This is a genomic window from Wolbachia endosymbiont (group B) of Episyrphus balteatus (genome assembly GCF_947250575.1).
Lineage (GTDB): Bacteria > Pseudomonadota > Alphaproteobacteria > Rickettsiales > Anaplasmataceae > Wolbachia.
This window is the reverse complement of record NZ_OX366325.1, coordinates 214,495-228,996: the sequence shown is the minus strand read 5'-3', so window position 1 is coordinate 228,996 and position 14,502 is coordinate 214,495. Positions and strand designations below refer to the sequence as shown.

Sequence of the window (14,502 nt, the reverse complement as noted above, 5' to 3'; positions counted from 1 at the left end):
GTATAAATTAGGATATATGAGGAGTGTATACCCAAGTGACATAAGTCGAGAGAAGTTTGAGATTATTTCACCAGATCTGGAGTCTTGTGGAAAAAACAAAACCAAGAAAACTTGATTTGTATGATATATTTTGCGAAGTGTTGTACGCCCTAAAAAGTGGTTATCAGTGGAGGATGCTACCAAAAGAGTTTCCAAAATGGCGCAATTGTTATGATTATTTCAAAAATGGAGTGAAAAAGTAAAAGGAAATAAAAAAAAGTATTTTGGAGTGCATGTTAAAAAAAATAGTTAGTGTGGTCCGACAAAACAATGTTTGGAAAGAAAAAATCAGCTTTTGCATAATTGACACTCAGAGTGTAAAGAACGCAGACACTGATGAAGAAAAAGGCTATGACGCTGGTAAAAAAATCTCAGGAATAAAACGCCATATCGCACGAGATATAGATGTTTGCTATTTATTCTTAAGCTTGGGAGTGTTAAATAGCATTTTACTTTTTTTAGTATGCAGAGATTTTCTAGGAATTATTCTATTGAATTCTATGATATTATTTTTTGTAACATTGTTATACATACCATAAGAGTGAACTGACGAAATTTGTAAAGGAGTTTTATGGCTTAGCTACATGGTACTAACACTCAAGTAAATTTTCATCAATGACGCAATTTGCTATGTCTATATCTCACATAGCTTACAACTTGCTTTACTCCTTTTACTTTTCTTGCAATTGCTATTACAGCTTTTAATTCCGCCTTATTTTGAGCTATACCCATCAAATAAACGACTCTATCAACTGTATTAACGCTATAATTAATTGATTTAATATTTCTTTTTCCCAGAAGCCTCGTGCTTATCTCTGCTGTTATCATACCATCTACAGTAACATCTAGCATAGAAGCCATTTTAATTGGTGTGACTCTTATTTCATTTATCACTTCTTTAATCTCTTTTTGCTGCCAAGCTATTTTCTCTGCTGTGAGTTGCTTTTCATGATTATCAACATTTCCAATGAGTAATACTCTTCCTTCACTCACTTTAACTTTTATAGATGAGAACAGTCCGTGTTTTAAGAGTCCCTTATTGATTCTTATTACTATAGTTGTATCATCAATAATGTTTCCCAAGGATTTATCTTGCATTGTTATTGCTGTAGCCGCTGCAGTTGCTGTTACCACTATACCACTCACAAGAGTCGTACAGCCACTCTGTGTAATCAGAAAAATTGCGAGTAAGAAGCTTGCTATTAATCTCATTATTAATTTCCAGAGTTTAGAGCTTTAATTAAAGAATATTAATAAGCTTTTTTTATTGTGTAAATACTATAAATTGAATAAGCCTTGAATATTTCTAAGACAGTACTTATCTCAATAATGTTAGTTAAAGTAATTCAGGCTTAGATTCATAGTGGAGTTAACCAGTATTATAAGTTCAGTCTGTGGTACTAAAATCTAATCTTTAAATTGCATAAGATGACAGAAGTGGTTATCTATAAGTTAATGAAGGGTTCTTGCGGATATGGCGAAATTGGTAGACGTGCCAGGTTTAGGTCCTGGTGAGCTTGCTCGTGGGGGTTCAAGTCCCTCTATCCGCACTTAAAGTCATGTAACTCAGGTTTTAAGAGAAAATTTATAATCACTAAGTACACTTTTGTTTGTATAAGAACCTGTTCTTAAGGATTGTATTTAACTTAAATTCTGGTAAAATGGCTTTATTAAAACATAAATAAAATATTGATAACAGGTTGTAATGTCTAGTAATATAACTCAAAATGCAGTCGAAGCAGATACATTAAGTAATATATATACCTATAAGGAACTTAGTGTAGATAAACTAAAGTATGAGTATGAAATCACAGTTAGTAGTGATTATATAGAACAAAAGATAAACTCTAGATTACAAGAAATAGCGAAGGATGCAAAATTGCCTGGATTTAGATCCGGAAAGATGCCTTACGATCTTGTTGTTACAAATTATAAAAACGAAGCTTTGGAATATGTGATAAAAGATACGATTGACTATTGCTCAAGTGATTTAATGAAAAAAATCGAAGTTAAGTCTCACATCCATCCTAAGGTTGATATTATGTCATTACCAAACCTGGATAAAAAGGATGAAAAAGGCGACTTTCTGTACAAATTATCTTTTGAATCGATGCCAAAAGTGCCAGTAATAGATCTTGATAAAATAAATTTGAAGAAAGTTAAGGCAAAAATCAAAGAGGGAGACATAAAAGAATTTATTGATTCTATAAAAACAAAATTTCCTAACTTTGTCTCTGTTGATGATGCTTCTTATCAAGCAAAAAACGAGGATAAACTGATAATTGACTTTGAAGGGCGAATTAGAAATAAGCTCTTTCAAGGTGGAAGTGGCAAAAATTTTACTGTTAATTTAGGATCTGGAACATTTATAAATGGTTTTGAAGATCAATTAATTGGCATGAAAAAAGGGGAAACAAAAAGCTTTAAGTTGAGATTTCCTGAAGATTACCAGGTAATTTCCCTTGCGGGGCAGGAGGCTGCTTTTTCTGTTCGAGTTAATGATATTCAGATTGCCGAAGATTTGCAAAGTGATAATGAAATAGCTAGGAGAATTGGTTTTGAAGATCATTCTTCGCTAATAAATCATGTAAAAGAAGTAATTGATAATCAGTGTAAAGAAATGGGAGATCTCTTAATTAAGAAAGAGCTATTTGATTGTTTGGATGCTAGTTATAGTTTTGATTTGCCTATAGAAGTAGTAAAACAGGAACAGCAGAGAGTGGAAAGAGAGTTGAATGCTAAAGATGATTCTTGTAAAGAAGCTGAAAGACGTGTAAAGCTTGCAATGCTATTTATGGAGTTCAGTAAAGAACATGAAATATCATTAACTCAAAGTGATATTATGAATGTTATTGTAAATCAATATGTCAGTAAAGATGTATCATTTGACAGAGTATTTAAACATTTTAAATCAGACGGACAATTTCAGGAATTAGTTAGAGGGCAAGCGCTTGAGTATAAAGTGACAGATTATATGATAGAAAAAGCTAGTAAAGAAGAACAGATTGTTTCTGTGAAAGAATTAAAGGAATTATTTGATAATATTTGATAGGAAAAGGTATGACTCTTATACCAATTGTAGTTGAACAAACTAGTCGCGGTGAGCGGGCTTATGACATATATTCAAGGCTAGTAAAAGAAAGAATAATTTTCGTAACTGGCCCTATTGAAGACAACATGGCCAGCGTAATAGTAGCACAGCTTTTATTTTTAGAATCGGAAAATCCTGATAAAGACATTCATATGTATATTAATTCGCCAGGCGGTGTTGTAACTGCTGGTTTATCAATCTACGATACAATGCAGTACATAAGTCCAGACGTTTCAACTTTATGTATAGGTCAAGCTGCATCTATGGGTTCTTTGTTGCTTGCAGCTGGTGCGAAAGGTAAGCGCCACTCTCTACCTCATTCAAGAATTATGATACATCAACCATCTGGTGGTTATCAAGGTCAAGCAACTGATATAGAAATACATGCTAAGGAAATTTTGCGAATTAAGAAAAAGCTAAATCAAATTTATGAAAAACATACTGGGCATTCACTCAAGAAGATTGAAGGAATGATGGAAAGAGATAAATTTTTGGATCCTATAGAAGCAATGAAACTTGGCTTGATTGATAAAGTAATAGCTGAGCGTAAAGATATGAAGATTGAAAATATTAAAGTTAAACAAAAGGTAGTTTAATGGATAACAATAATGATTTACACTACTGTTCTTTTTGTAACAAGGCACAAAACGAAGTAGATAAATTGATTACTAACTCTTCAGATGGTTTAAAGGTGTTCATTTGTAATGAATGCATAGAGTTATCCCATAAAGCAATAAGTCAAAAGAAAGAGAGAGCTTTTAATTCAGATCATATATCTGATATGAAGCTATTACTAAAGAAACCTGAAGATATAAAAAATTTTCTTAGTAAGCATGTTGTAGGTCAGGAACATGCGCAACACGTTTTATCTGTGGCTATGTATAACCATTGTCAATCCATGGTGCAACTTCATTCTATAAGTGATATTGAAATTGAGAAGTCAAATATAATGCTTATTGGCCCTACTGGTTCTGGTAAGACTTTGCTAGCAAAAACACTTGCTAAAGTTTCAGATGTGCCATTTGCTATGGCCGATGCGACAACTTTGACTGAGGCAGGTTATGTAGGTGATGATGTAGAAAGCGTGTTGTCACGTCTATTACAAGCTGCAAATTATGATGTTGCAAAGGCACAGCATGGTATAGTGTTTATCGATGAAATAGACAAGATCACAAGAAAGTCTGAAAGCGCTTCAATAACCCGTGATGTTTCAGGTGAAGGGGTCCAACAAGCTCTACTAAAAATCATGGAAGGTACGGTTGCTTATGTTCCTCCACAAGGAGGGCGAAAACACCCGCAACAAGAGTTTATACAAGTAGACACTAGTAACATACTATTTATTTGTGGAGGAGCTTTTGAAGGCCTAAATAAAATTATTGAGGCAAGAAAAAAGGGAACATCAGTTGGCTTTGGAGCAGATATAAGTCAGTCTAAAGCACAAAAGAAAAAAAATGCTTTACGCGATGCTCAACCTGAGGACTTAATCAAATTCGGTTTGATACCCGAATTTGTAGGACGGGTTCCAATAACTGCTGTTCTAGATGAGCTGGATCACGAGGATTTAATACATGTGTTGACAGAGCCAAGAAATGCGCTAGTAAAACAATATAAAGCATTGCTTGCATTTAGTAAAGTAAACCTTGAGTTTTCAGATGAAGCAATATCAGCTATTGCTAAAAAAGCTATAAGCTATAAAACAGGTGCAAGGATGTTACGTGCTATCTTAGAGTCACTTTTGCTTGATGTTATGTATATATCCGGCAACGGAGGTTTTGAAGGTAGCACTATAACGGTTACTAAGAAAATGGTAGAATTAGGCAAAGCGACGATTAATCATAATAATAAGGGTAGTGTTATAACGGTTAATGATTAATTTGAGGCATATATTATGAGTATTGGACGTGCTGTAAACTTTAATTCTACTGTATTACCAGTATTACCTCTAAGAGATGTAGTAATTTTTCCAAATATAATGTTGCCTTTATTCGTAGGTAGAGAAAAATCTGTTCATGCACTAGAATATGCAATAAGTAGCAGTAGTCACCAAAACGAGATTTTTCTCATAGCACAAAAAGATGGTTCTATTGATAATCCAGAGCCAGAGAATCTTTATGAAGTAGGCGTGTTAGCAAACATTATACAACCATTAATAAAACTGCCTGACAATGCAGTAAAAGTCATGATTCATGGGGTAAGAAGGGGAAGAGTTATAGAATATATTAGCTCTCACACTTTGTTACAGGCCAGAGTAGCGTTAGATGGTCATTATGAGTATGGAGAAAATGAAGATAATATTGATTTAGAAGCTTTAAGGCGTTCTGTTATAGATGCATTCGACAATTGGTGTAAACTAAGCAAGAAAAGTCGACCCGAGATTATTATTGACCCCATTGATCAAGTTAAAGAGGTTAATCAAATTGTAGATATGATAGCTTCGCAATTAAATATAAAGGTATTAGATAAGCAAAACATACTTGAAGTTTATAACCCAAAAGAGCGTTTAAAAAAAGTTTTTGCTCTTATTGAGAGAGAAATAAGTATTTTGAGTGCACAAAACCGCTTGTATAAGACAATTAAATCACAGGTTGAAAGTACTCAAAAAGTTTACTACCTTAATGAGCAATTAAAAGCTATACAGAAAGAATTAGGTGAGTTTGAAAATGGAGATGAAGGGAATATACTCAATGAATTTGAAAAAAAGATAAATGAAACAAAGCTTTCTGAGGAAGCAAAAGAGAAAGCCATAACTGACTTAAAGAGATATAAGAAAATGAATCCCATTTCTCCTGAAGCAACAGTTATATCTAGTTACTTGCATTGGTTGCTTGATTTGCCATGGGGAAAGTACAAAGATGCAAAAATTAACTTAAATGCGGCTAAAAAAATCTTAGATGAAAATCATTATGGCATAGAGAAAGTAAAAGATAGAATAATAGAATTTTTAGCAGTATTAAAGAGAGTAAAAGAGATAAAGGGTCCTATACTTTGCTTAGTTGGACCACCTGGTGTTGGTAAAACTTCTTTAGCTAAGTCTATGGCAAAAGCAGTAGGAAGAGATTTTGTTCGCATATCTCTTGGTGGTATACGTGATGAGTCTGAAATACGAGGACACAGAAAAACTTATATTGGCTCAATGCCTGGTAAAATCATTCAACACATGAAAAAAGCTAATTCATGCAACCCGCTTTTTCTGCTTGATGAAATAGATAAGATGGGTTCTGATTCGCGTGGTGATCCTGCATCTGCATTACTTGAGGTTTTGGATACTGAGCACAATAAACACTTTACGGATCATTACTTGGAAGTTGAATTTGATCTTTCAAGTGTAATGTTTGTAGCTACGGCAAACAGCTTAAATTTGCCACATCCTTTGCGTGATAGGATGGAAATTATACAATTATCTGGATATAGCGAAGATGAGAAGATCAGTATTGCTACGCATCACCTTATTCCAAAATTAAAAAAAGAGCATGGTTTGCATCAGAAGGAGTGGAAAATAACTAATGAAGCATTATACGAGTTGATACGTTTATATACACGTGAGAGCGGCGTGCGAAGCATGGAAAGGGAACTTGCAAAGCTCATGAGAAAAGCAGTTAAAGCAATATTAACTGATAAAAATAAGAAAATATCCGTAGAGGTTGGTAATTTACAAGATTACCTAGGGGTACGTAAGTATACCTTTGGCATTGCAGAAAATGAGAGTTTGGTAGGGGTAGTAACTGGTCTCGCCTATACTGAAACAGGTGGTGATATTTTAATGATAGAGTCAGTCCTAATTCCGGGCAAGGGGGAAATAAAATACACAGGAAAGCTTGGAGAGGTTATGCAAGAGTCTATAAAAGCTGCGTATAGTTATGTGCGATCAAATTGTTTATTTTTCGGTATAAAACCCGAAAAATTTCAAAATAATGATATACATTTGCATGTACCTGAGGGTGCTGTGCCAAAAGATGGTCCCTCTGCTGGCAGTGCAGTATGTACATCTATTGTTTCTCTTATGACAAATATACCAGTTAACAAAAGTGTTGCTATGACAGGTGAAGTAACATTGCGTGGTAGAGTGTTGGCTATTGGGGGTTTGAGAGAAAAATTGCTTGCTGCGCTAAGAGGATCAATCAAAACTGTGATTATACCAAGTGAAAATGAGAAAGATATGCAAGAGATTCCTGCAAATATAAAAGAAGAAATCAATGTAATTTTTGCTGAGAATATTGATGAAGTTATAAAAGTTGCTTTGATGCACCCTATTACTTCAATTGATGATAATAACGAAATTAGTGTGTCTAGCTCCATAGAAAATAAGGATAATACCTTCCCTTCATCAGAAACATTAAAGCACTAAATTGAAAAGGTTTATGCAATTTTCGTTTCTTTTTTTTAACCTCAAAGCTCTGATTTGAATATATAAATTACAAGTAACATATATGGCAATTTCATAAGTTCATTTTTCAAGCATATATTGCAATATCTCACTAGCAATTGCAACATCTTGGCGTGGAGTTTTACCATGTTCTATAAACACTGAGATTGCATAGCGCGGATCATGGTAGGGGCCATAAGCGATAAACAATTTATGACTTTCACCTTTAGAGTTTATCTCTGGTGTTCCGGTTTTGCCAGCAATTTGTATACTGCCTAGTCCTTTTCTATAGTTAGAATTCACCACGTCAAACATAGCTTTTCGAACCACACTAAGATGCTCATGATTCACATCAATATCAAGAAAGTCTTGCCCTGATTTACTCATCTCAATGTGGGGAATTACCTCCTTTCCTGTTGCAACCCTCGCTGCAAGAACCGCAAGCTGTAATGGCGTTGTAAGTAAATACCCTTGTCCTATAACTAAGTTAATGGTATCACCTAAATACCACTCTGAATATAGCTTGCGTGCACGCCAATTCATGTCAGGCAACAATCCCGGAGCTTCTTCCTTAAACATTCCAATTAATGGTCCACTTCCTATACCAAATTTGCTAGCCATTTCTAGTAGAGAATCTACATTTATTTTTTTTCCTATATTATAAAAGTAAGTGTTGCATGAGAGAGCCATTGCCTCATTTAAAGATACATATCCATGAACTTTGCTTTTCATGCAACGAAATTTCCGCTCACCTATCTTCATATATCCCCTACACGAGAATTTTTCTTCTGGTGTTATTATTCCATCTTTTAAACCCGCAAGCGCATCTATTATTTTAAATATTGAACCAGGTGGAATTTGATATGATAATGCACGGTTTACAAGCGGTAACGAAGGAATATTTAAACTTTCCCAAGTTTCATTTGATAATCTGCTAGTGAAAAGATTATTATCGTAAGAAGGTGAGTTATACAATGCTAAAATTTCTCCGTTATTTACATCAATTACCACTGTGGAACCTTGGTGGTCTTTAAATATCTCTGCGATTTTTTTCTGTAAATCAACATCAATTGTCAGCTGTACATCTTGTCCGTCTTGTTGAGGTATGCTAGACAACTCTCTCATGATACGCTTCTTAGAATTTATTTCCTGCTCAGACTTGCCTGTCCTGCCTTTTAATATATCATCATATGTATATTCAATGCCACTAACCCCTGCTTCGTTTATGCCTTGCTGTCTTTTCGTGTATCCGATTATATGAGAACATATCGAACCAAATGGGTAGTAACGTTTATAAAGAGCAGTTATTCTTCTTTCTGATGATTTTATCGCATCAGGTTTAATTTCTGATAACATCTGCAAGTCAACTTCCCTAGTAAAGGTTTTCTGCCCATCAAATAAAACAATATACGAAATTTTGTTTACTGCGAGTTCAACGCTATTCCTATCCAAAATCCTGCCTCGTTTAGGCACAATAGTAACAACTTTTATCCTATTATTATTGGATAGCACTTCATATTTTTGTCTATCTCGTACTTGTAAAGTATACAACCTACAACTAAAAATAGCAGAAATAGTAAGCTGAATACCACCTAATATGAATGACCTACGGTTGAAGACCTTGTTTTTTGTCCACATAGAATTCCTTTAGAACGCACTCATCCTCCTTTTATTGGCACATTTCTAGCTTTCACTACATCACAAACCCTTTCTTCCCACTCACTTAAGGTAACAAGTTTGTAACCCGATTTTTTTAGTATTTCAATAATCTGAGGTAAAGCTTCAACTGTATTTGATTTGTTATCGTGATCATGGAACAATATAATCGCTCCATTATGTACATTGCTTAAAACTCTTTCAACCAAAATCTCTGATTTATCGCCTTGCCAATCCAGAGAATCAACTGTCCATAATATGGAATACATATTTAATCGATTAGTATTTTCGATCAAATTATCGTTATGACATCCATATGGTGGGCGAAACCATTTTACATTCTGTTCTGTTGCATTTTTAATTGCCACATTTGTCTTTTCCAGTTCTTGCAATTGCTCCTCACTTGAAAGTGATGTCAACTTCCTATGCGACCAAGAATGATTACCTAATTCATGACCTGCTTCATGGATTTTCTTTACTATTTCAGATGTTTTTTTATTTATACGCTCACCAAGCACAAAAAATGTCGCTTTTGTTTTATTGCTCTCCAGAATATTAATAATATCTCCTGCTCTATTATAAGATGGTCCATCATCAAACGTAAGTGCAACGAACTTATCTTTGTTATTCAATAATTTCTTTATATTACTTAAATTTCTATATGATAGATCCAAATCACAACTGAGCCCACGATATGGTAAGTTAAAGTTACAATCACTACAGAAAACTGCGCTTGAATATAGCAAAAGAAAAGCGATTATTCTTATAAACATATATAATCAGCAAAGTGATAGAGTACTACACTTTTTTGCTAAATTAAACCACTTTTAACAGCTACTGTTTACTTCGTTACTTTGTCAATATATTATATTAATAACTTTATATAATATAGTATGATTGCAAATATAAATACCGTTGCTCTTCAGGGAACCAGCACAGTAAATGTTAATGCACAAATTCACATGGCAAATGGTATTCCAGCTTTTAAAGCAACAAGGACAACATTGCAAATTTAGAGTTCAAAAGGGTTATTCCTCGAGAACTACTGCGTCAGAAAGCTGGCGTTGAATTTGTATATAATGTTGACCTTGGAGGTTTTTATGAATAATAGTGAGAGAAAAGAAAAATTGGAAACTCGCATTTTATCAAGTAGAGGCAGGTCTTTACTTGACCATGAGCTACTGGAACGTACTCTATCTGAATGTGAAGAAGGAAGAGAAGTGGCCAAAAAGCTAATAGAGCTCTTTAGTAGTTTAGGAAGGGTAATTAACGCTGACTTTCATGAGCTAAAAAATGTTACAGGAATGAATGATGGAGCAATAGCAAGTATCTTTTGTCTGAAAGAGATTTTCGATAGGATACTGAAAGGTAAGTTAAAAAAGCTGTCGATTCTTGATAACAGAGAAGAGCTACTAAAATACTTTAAAACAGCAATAGGGCAGTCACGAAAGGAAAGCTTGCGAGTAATATACTTAGATCGAAGTGGTCATTTGATATACGAGTATATTCAAGACTGTGGAACTATAGACAGAGTACCTCTATATGTGAGAGAAATAATCAAACAGGGATTACTGATCGATGCATCATCTATTGCAATTTCACATAATCATCCAAGTGGAGATACAGAACCATCAAAGGAGGATGAGGATAACACACTTACATTAGCTGCAACCTGCGAAAATGTAGGAATGAAATTAATAGATCACATAATCGTAACACAGAAGAGCCACTTTAGTTTTTATGATAGTGGTTTATTGTAATCTGTAGACCGGAAGGAAAGTTCTCCAACTTTCCTTCTTTTTTTCTACTTCATAAATTAAAAAATTCAATATAAGCTTGAGCAGCTAAAATTAGTAATGAAAGGTGGAATTAGGCAAAAAAATAAAAGAACTTAGATTATACTGTGGTTTAACACAAACTGAGTTGGGAAAGAAAATAGGCGTTTCGTATAGACAAATACAAAGGTACGAAAATAGTTCAAACCAAATTTTGGCCAGTAGGCTATACGACTTAGCAAAAGCACTATCGATTAATGTGGCTGATTTTTTTACTGATGTGCATGTCGACTCACATGAAACTTATGATGAAGAAATACTAAAATTAGTCAAAGGATATAATGAAATTAAAAGCAAAAGGTTACGTAGCGTAGTTTATATATTGGTAAAATCTTTTTCTCAAAGTTACAATGAGAGTTAGTATTGCTTCAATACCTCAGTTAATATATTAATAAATGATTGTACAAGATGAACAACATCCTATTGATAAACAAATAGGTGAAAGAGTAAGGAAGAGAAGGTTAATATGCGGTTTTAGCCAAAGAGACTTAGGAAAAAAGCTCGGAATTTCATTTCAGCATATACAAGGATATGAAACTGGAGAGGTAAGGCTTGTAATTGATAGATTGTATAATTTGGCAGAAGCTTTGTCCGTTGATATGTCATATTTTTTTACCAAAGCTTCTGAAGACTTACACGATAAGGCCTTTTGTAGCGATGTGGGTAGTGAAGAAATATCAAGGCTAGTGAGGGAATACAGGAAAATTAAGGATGAAACGTTGCGTGATATTGTGCATTCAGTGATAAAAGCGCTTGCCAATAAATAATATTGCCTGAATATATCTTCAATCCACTTCTACAAGCAATGCTAGTTAAGGTAAATTTTTTATGGTAATTTTGATTAAATTTCAAGAACTACTTTACTTTGCAATAATTATGGCTATGTAAAAACATAGCCACCAATCAAGAACGTCCTACAGATGTCGTTTTGGTATCTTTTAATTTGCTCACCCAAGAAAAGGTCTCACTACTTTTAGAATTTTGGTCGCCCCACCTTCCACATCTAGTAAAGCTGCCTTTTTCCACTACTTCTTTAACAGACATTCCACCAAATAAACAACCCTTTCCTACGATTTCTCCTATTTCTTGCAACTCGTTCCACATTTCTTCATCTTCTACCTCAACTTGTACTTGATGATAGTCTTCTGTGTCATGATATACCATTAAATTTAGCTCTCCTAGGCTAGTGCAAAGTGTTACTGTAAAAGCGCTGTTATCGGATATATCTACGTAATTTCTTTTACCGTCTTTCCCAGTTTTGACCTCAACTTCACCATCACCTATTTTTATGATACTACCGCCAAGGTTTAAGTCTCCTTTACTTAAGCCCAAATTTTTTGCACCTTCTACAACTTTGGCAACATCAACTATGCAGCTATGTGAAAATTCAATATAGAAGGTCTTATTATCGATTTCTACATCTTCAACAGTTCCTTCTATAGTAGCGTCTTCTCCAACTTCCCTAAGTTTCTTGAGCCTACTATATATTTGTGGCTCAATTTCTTTTTGCACTTTTTGATACATTTCAGCTATTTTCTTATCAACTTGTACATTAAAATCTGCTCCATGTAAGGCTAACTTTCTGATTATATCTTCTTGTTTATTTTCTTTGAATTCATCACGATACATCTTAAACATTGTAACGTTAGTGAAGCTAAAGCCATCTTCGTTGCGAGCGTTTACTCTTATTCCTAAATCCAAAGCTTCATCGACGATTTTACTTAATTTGTCTAGATTTTCAGCTGCAATAGCTTTTTCCAAGAATTCATTTAATTTCACATTTTCATATTCACTTAGCCTTATCTTGCATAAAGCTGATCGAAATGGATTGAGCTCCTCAGGATATGTTAAGACAGGTAATTTACTAATCTTTTTATTTGCTGTTGGAGCAGCTTTTATAAAATTAGGTAATAACCCTTCTTTTGCTATTCGCTCTACCGCTTTTAACATTTTACTAGACAATTTTTTACCATTTATTTTTTTCATTGTAACCCTCACTTAATTTCATTACTATTCGATCATATCGTGATAAATATTATTTAATTGTTAATATTATACGACTTATTGATTTACTGTATATTATAATAACAAGTTTTGCGGGCATCTACACTAGAAAAACACATCCTATAAAAATTATTTCAGTTTCAACAAAAATGGGGTATCGTAATCGTAAAATTGAAAAAAATGGATATCCTATCTTACTCTACTGAAAAGCTGAAAAAGCATTGTCAGCTACTTGATGATGAAGAAAAAATAGTTCTATATGAGCAGCTGCTAGACAAGGCTAAAGATATACTTGAAAACTCAAGAGATGATATTGCAAAGTTGAAAGAGGTAAGCAAAGCAGTTGTAGCAATAGAGGAAACTACCGATAAGCAGTTACTAGAAAAGTTTAATGATGATCACCCGCTAAGAGAAGTGGACATTTTAATCTACTCTCCTCAAGGAAACACTGAAGTGGCAAATTACCTGTTCAGCATAGATAACTCATCAGAGCTTTATGATTTAAAAAAAGATAAAGAAAAAGCTCTTTATAATGCAGTTAAGTCAAATGATGTTGAGCTTGTAAAAAAGCTGCTAATGATCCTTTTACCTACAGAAGTAGGTGATTTTGATGTAGAATACTTGGAAGAATTAAAAATATTGCTATCAGGAATTCACAAAGAATTGCAATTATCACAAGATATGAAAAATTATCTTGAGAAGACAATAAAATTCTATAGTTTTTTATGTAGTAATTTTAACTTACTAGTTGCAAATCCCACTGACGTAAAAGCCATGATTGATCTATTTGCTGCTCAACCAAATATTGATTACCAAATAGATAAGCTTCTACTTTCTTTTATTGTAAGAGATGTTGAGGAAAAAAAGCTAAACTCTGAAATTAGTCATATGATAGAACTTCTTGAGCAACACGAAAGATTTGCTGAGCTCGAATACAAGGTTAGAAGATTAAGATCAGAGTTTGCAAGTGGCAAAAGCAGATACTCGGCTGAAGTAATACGAAATAGCATTGCAGAACGAGAAAAAGAGATGAGGGAAATTGAGAAAAAATACGTAAGGCCAAACGATTTAATTAGCGAGAGGCAGAAATTATTAAAGCAATTACTTTGCTAGCTTTTTTTCCACTTCATAAAATTTGTTGTAAATTTGAATAAGAGGTGAAAAGTGCAATTAGGTAAAAAAATAAAACAACTTAGGTTAGATCGTGCTTTGACACAGACCGAATTGGGAAAGAGAATAGGTGTTTCGTATAGACAGATACAAAAGTACGAAAATGGTTCAAATTGTGTTTTGGCCAGTAGACTATATGATTTAGCAAAAGCACTATCGATAGATGTTGCTAACTTTTTTACTGATATGCACACTGACTCACATGAAGCTTATGATGAAGAAATACTAAAGTTAGTCAAAGGATATAACGAAATTAAGAGCAAAAGGTTACGTAGTGCAGTTTATATATTGGTAAAATCTTTTTCTCAAAGTGATAATACATAGTTAATATTACCTGATACGTA

The 14,502-nt window shown here is 33.8% G+C and carries 14 protein-coding genes, 1 tRNA gene and 1 pseudogene; 12 read left to right on the top strand and 4 right to left on the bottom strand.

The annotated features are described in order from the left end of the window. Nucleotides 1-16: 16 nt before the first annotated feature. Nucleotides 17-440 (top strand): annotated as a pseudogene (locus OOL05_RS06745) (transposase); the annotation flags it as partial. A 211-nt stretch (nt 441-651) separates the two neighbouring features. Here the strand turns inward: OOL05_RS06745 and OOL05_RS01130 are convergent. Further along, nucleotides 652-1,251 (bottom strand): BON domain-containing protein, encoded by a 600-nt coding sequence (locus OOL05_RS01130; protein WP_010406846.1) that lies wholly within the window; start codon nt 1,249-1,251, stop codon nt 652-654. A gap of 256 nt (nt 1,252-1,507) precedes the next feature. On the opposite strand from OOL05_RS01130, the gene OOL05_RS01125 reads away from it, so the two are divergent. The 5 genes from OOL05_RS01125 to lon all read left to right on the top strand — a co-directional run bounded on the left by OOL05_RS01125 (nt 1,508) and on the right by lon (nt 7,475). Then, nucleotides 1,508-1,589: transfer RNA gene (locus OOL05_RS01125), tRNA-Leu, on the top strand. A gap of 155 nt (nt 1,590-1,744) precedes the next feature. Next, the gene (gene tig, locus OOL05_RS01120; RefSeq protein ID WP_139686894.1) at nt 1,745-3,088 is read left to right on the top strand and encodes a trigger factor; all 1,344 of its coding nucleotides are present in this window, start codon (nt 1,745-1,747) and stop codon (nt 3,086-3,088) included. An 11-nt stretch (nt 3,089-3,099) separates the two neighbouring features. Continuing rightward, nucleotides 3,100-3,726, top strand: coding sequence for an ATP-dependent Clp endopeptidase proteolytic subunit ClpP (clpP, locus tag OOL05_RS01115; protein WP_139686893.1), 627 nt, complete (start codon nt 3,100-3,102; stop codon nt 3,724-3,726). Then, nucleotides 3,726-5,003 (top strand): ATP-dependent Clp protease ATP-binding subunit ClpX, encoded by a 1,278-nt coding sequence (gene clpX / locus OOL05_RS01110; protein WP_010406852.1) that lies wholly within the window; start codon nt 3,726-3,728, stop codon nt 5,001-5,003. The genes clpP and clpX overlap by 1 nt, the downstream gene beginning before the upstream one ends. 15 nt (nt 5,004-5,018) lie before the next feature. Further along, on the top strand, nt 5,019-7,475 hold the full coding sequence (lon, locus tag OOL05_RS01105) for an endopeptidase La (protein ID WP_264730474.1): 2,457 nt from the start codon (nt 5,019-5,021) through the stop codon (nt 7,473-7,475). Between the two features lie 99 nt (nt 7,476-7,574). Here lon and OOL05_RS01100 read toward each other — a convergent pair whose 3' ends face one another. Together OOL05_RS01100 and OOL05_RS01095 are read right to left on the bottom strand one after the other, a co-directional pair. Continuing rightward, on the bottom strand, nt 7,575-9,131 hold the full coding sequence (locus tag OOL05_RS01100) for a penicillin-binding transpeptidase domain-containing protein (protein ID WP_264730472.1): 1,557 nt from the start codon (nt 9,129-9,131) through the stop codon (nt 7,575-7,577). A gap of 20 nt (nt 9,132-9,151) precedes the next feature. After that, the gene (locus OOL05_RS01095; protein WP_264730470.1) at nt 9,152-9,922 is read right to left on the bottom strand and encodes a polysaccharide deacetylase family protein; all 771 of its coding nucleotides are present in this window, start codon (nt 9,920-9,922) and stop codon (nt 9,152-9,154) included. Between the two features lie 120 nt (nt 9,923-10,042). Here OOL05_RS01095 and OOL05_RS01090 point away from each other — a divergent pair, with 120 nt between their 5' ends. The 4 genes from OOL05_RS01090 (at nt 10,043) to OOL05_RS01075 (ending at nt 11,751) form a co-directional block, all read left to right on the top strand. Then, the gene (locus OOL05_RS01090; RefSeq protein WP_264337643.1) at nt 10,043-10,165 is read left to right on the top strand and encodes a hypothetical protein; all 123 of its coding nucleotides are present in this window, start codon (nt 10,043-10,045) and stop codon (nt 10,163-10,165) included. Between the two features lie 84 nt (nt 10,166-10,249). Beyond that, nucleotides 10,250-10,909, top strand: a complete 660-nt coding sequence (locus OOL05_RS01085) for a JAB domain-containing protein (protein ID WP_012673223.1) — start codon at nt 10,250-10,252, stop codon at nt 10,907-10,909. Nucleotides 10,910-11,012: 103 nt separating this feature from the next. After that, nucleotides 11,013-11,345 carry a helix-turn-helix domain-containing protein gene (locus tag OOL05_RS01080; protein WP_041582615.1) on the top strand — a complete coding sequence of 111 codons (333 nt, stop codon included), beginning with the start codon at nt 11,013-11,015 and terminating at the stop codon, nt 11,343-11,345. A gap of 34 nt (nt 11,346-11,379) precedes the next feature. Then, complete coding sequence (locus tag OOL05_RS01075; RefSeq protein WP_141457079.1) at nt 11,380-11,751, top strand: helix-turn-helix domain-containing protein; 372 nt, start codon at nt 11,380-11,382, stop codon at nt 11,749-11,751. Nucleotides 11,752-11,887: 136 nt separating this feature from the next. Here OOL05_RS01075 and OOL05_RS01070 read toward each other — a convergent pair whose 3' ends face one another. After that, nucleotides 11,888-12,970 carry a hypothetical protein gene (locus OOL05_RS01070; protein ID WP_012673224.1) on the bottom strand — a complete coding sequence of 361 codons (1,083 nt, stop codon included), beginning with the start codon at nt 12,968-12,970 and terminating at the stop codon, nt 11,888-11,890. A 198-nt stretch (nt 12,971-13,168) separates the two neighbouring features. Between OOL05_RS01070 and OOL05_RS01065 the strand changes: the two genes are divergently transcribed. Then, entirely contained in the window at nt 13,169-14,101 is a 933-nt protein-coding gene (locus tag OOL05_RS01065; RefSeq protein ID WP_264730468.1) for a hypothetical protein, read from the top strand. 51 nt (nt 14,102-14,152) lie between these two features. After that, a complete protein-coding gene (locus OOL05_RS01060; RefSeq protein WP_007549995.1) occupies nt 14,153-14,482 on the top strand; it encodes a helix-turn-helix domain-containing protein in 330 nt (109 codons plus the stop codon). Nucleotides 14,483-14,502 lie beyond the last annotated feature (20 nt).

Bases quoted from the DNA above. Each gene is read 5' to 3' on its own strand.
- OOL05_RS01130 (WP_010406846.1), bottom strand. From the start codon at position 1,251: ATGAGATTAATAGCAAGCTTCTTACTCGCAATTTTTCTGATTACACAG.
- tig (WP_139686894.1), top strand. From the start codon at position 1,745: ATGTCTAGTAATATAACTCAAAATGCAGTCGAAGCAGATACATTAAGT.
- clpP (WP_139686893.1), top strand. From the start codon at position 3,100: ATGACTCTTATACCAATTGTAGTTGAACAAACTAGTCGCGGTGAGCGG.
- clpX (WP_010406852.1), top strand. From the start codon at position 3,726: ATGGATAACAATAATGATTTACACTACTGTTCTTTTTGTAACAAGGCA.
- lon (WP_264730474.1), top strand. From the start codon at position 5,019: ATGAGTATTGGACGTGCTGTAAACTTTAATTCTACTGTATTACCAGTA.
- OOL05_RS01100 (WP_264730472.1), bottom strand. From the start codon at position 9,131: ATGTGGACAAAAAACAAGGTCTTCAACCGTAGGTCATTCATATTAGGT.
- OOL05_RS01095 (WP_264730470.1), bottom strand. From the start codon at position 9,922: ATGTTTATAAGAATAATCGCTTTTCTTTTGCTATATTCAAGCGCAGTT.
- OOL05_RS01090 (WP_264337643.1), top strand. From the start codon at position 10,043: ATGATTGCAAATATAAATACCGTTGCTCTTCAGGGAACCAGCACAGTA.
- OOL05_RS01085 (WP_012673223.1), top strand. From the start codon at position 10,250: ATGAATAATAGTGAGAGAAAAGAAAAATTGGAAACTCGCATTTTATCA.
- OOL05_RS01075 (WP_141457079.1), top strand. From the start codon at position 11,380: ATGATTGTACAAGATGAACAACATCCTATTGATAAACAAATAGGTGAA.
- OOL05_RS01070 (WP_012673224.1), bottom strand. From the start codon at position 12,970: ATGAAAAAAATAAATGGTAAAAAATTGTCTAGTAAAATGTTAAAAGCG.
- OOL05_RS01065 (WP_264730468.1), top strand. From the start codon at position 13,169: ATGGATATCCTATCTTACTCTACTGAAAAGCTGAAAAAGCATTGTCAG.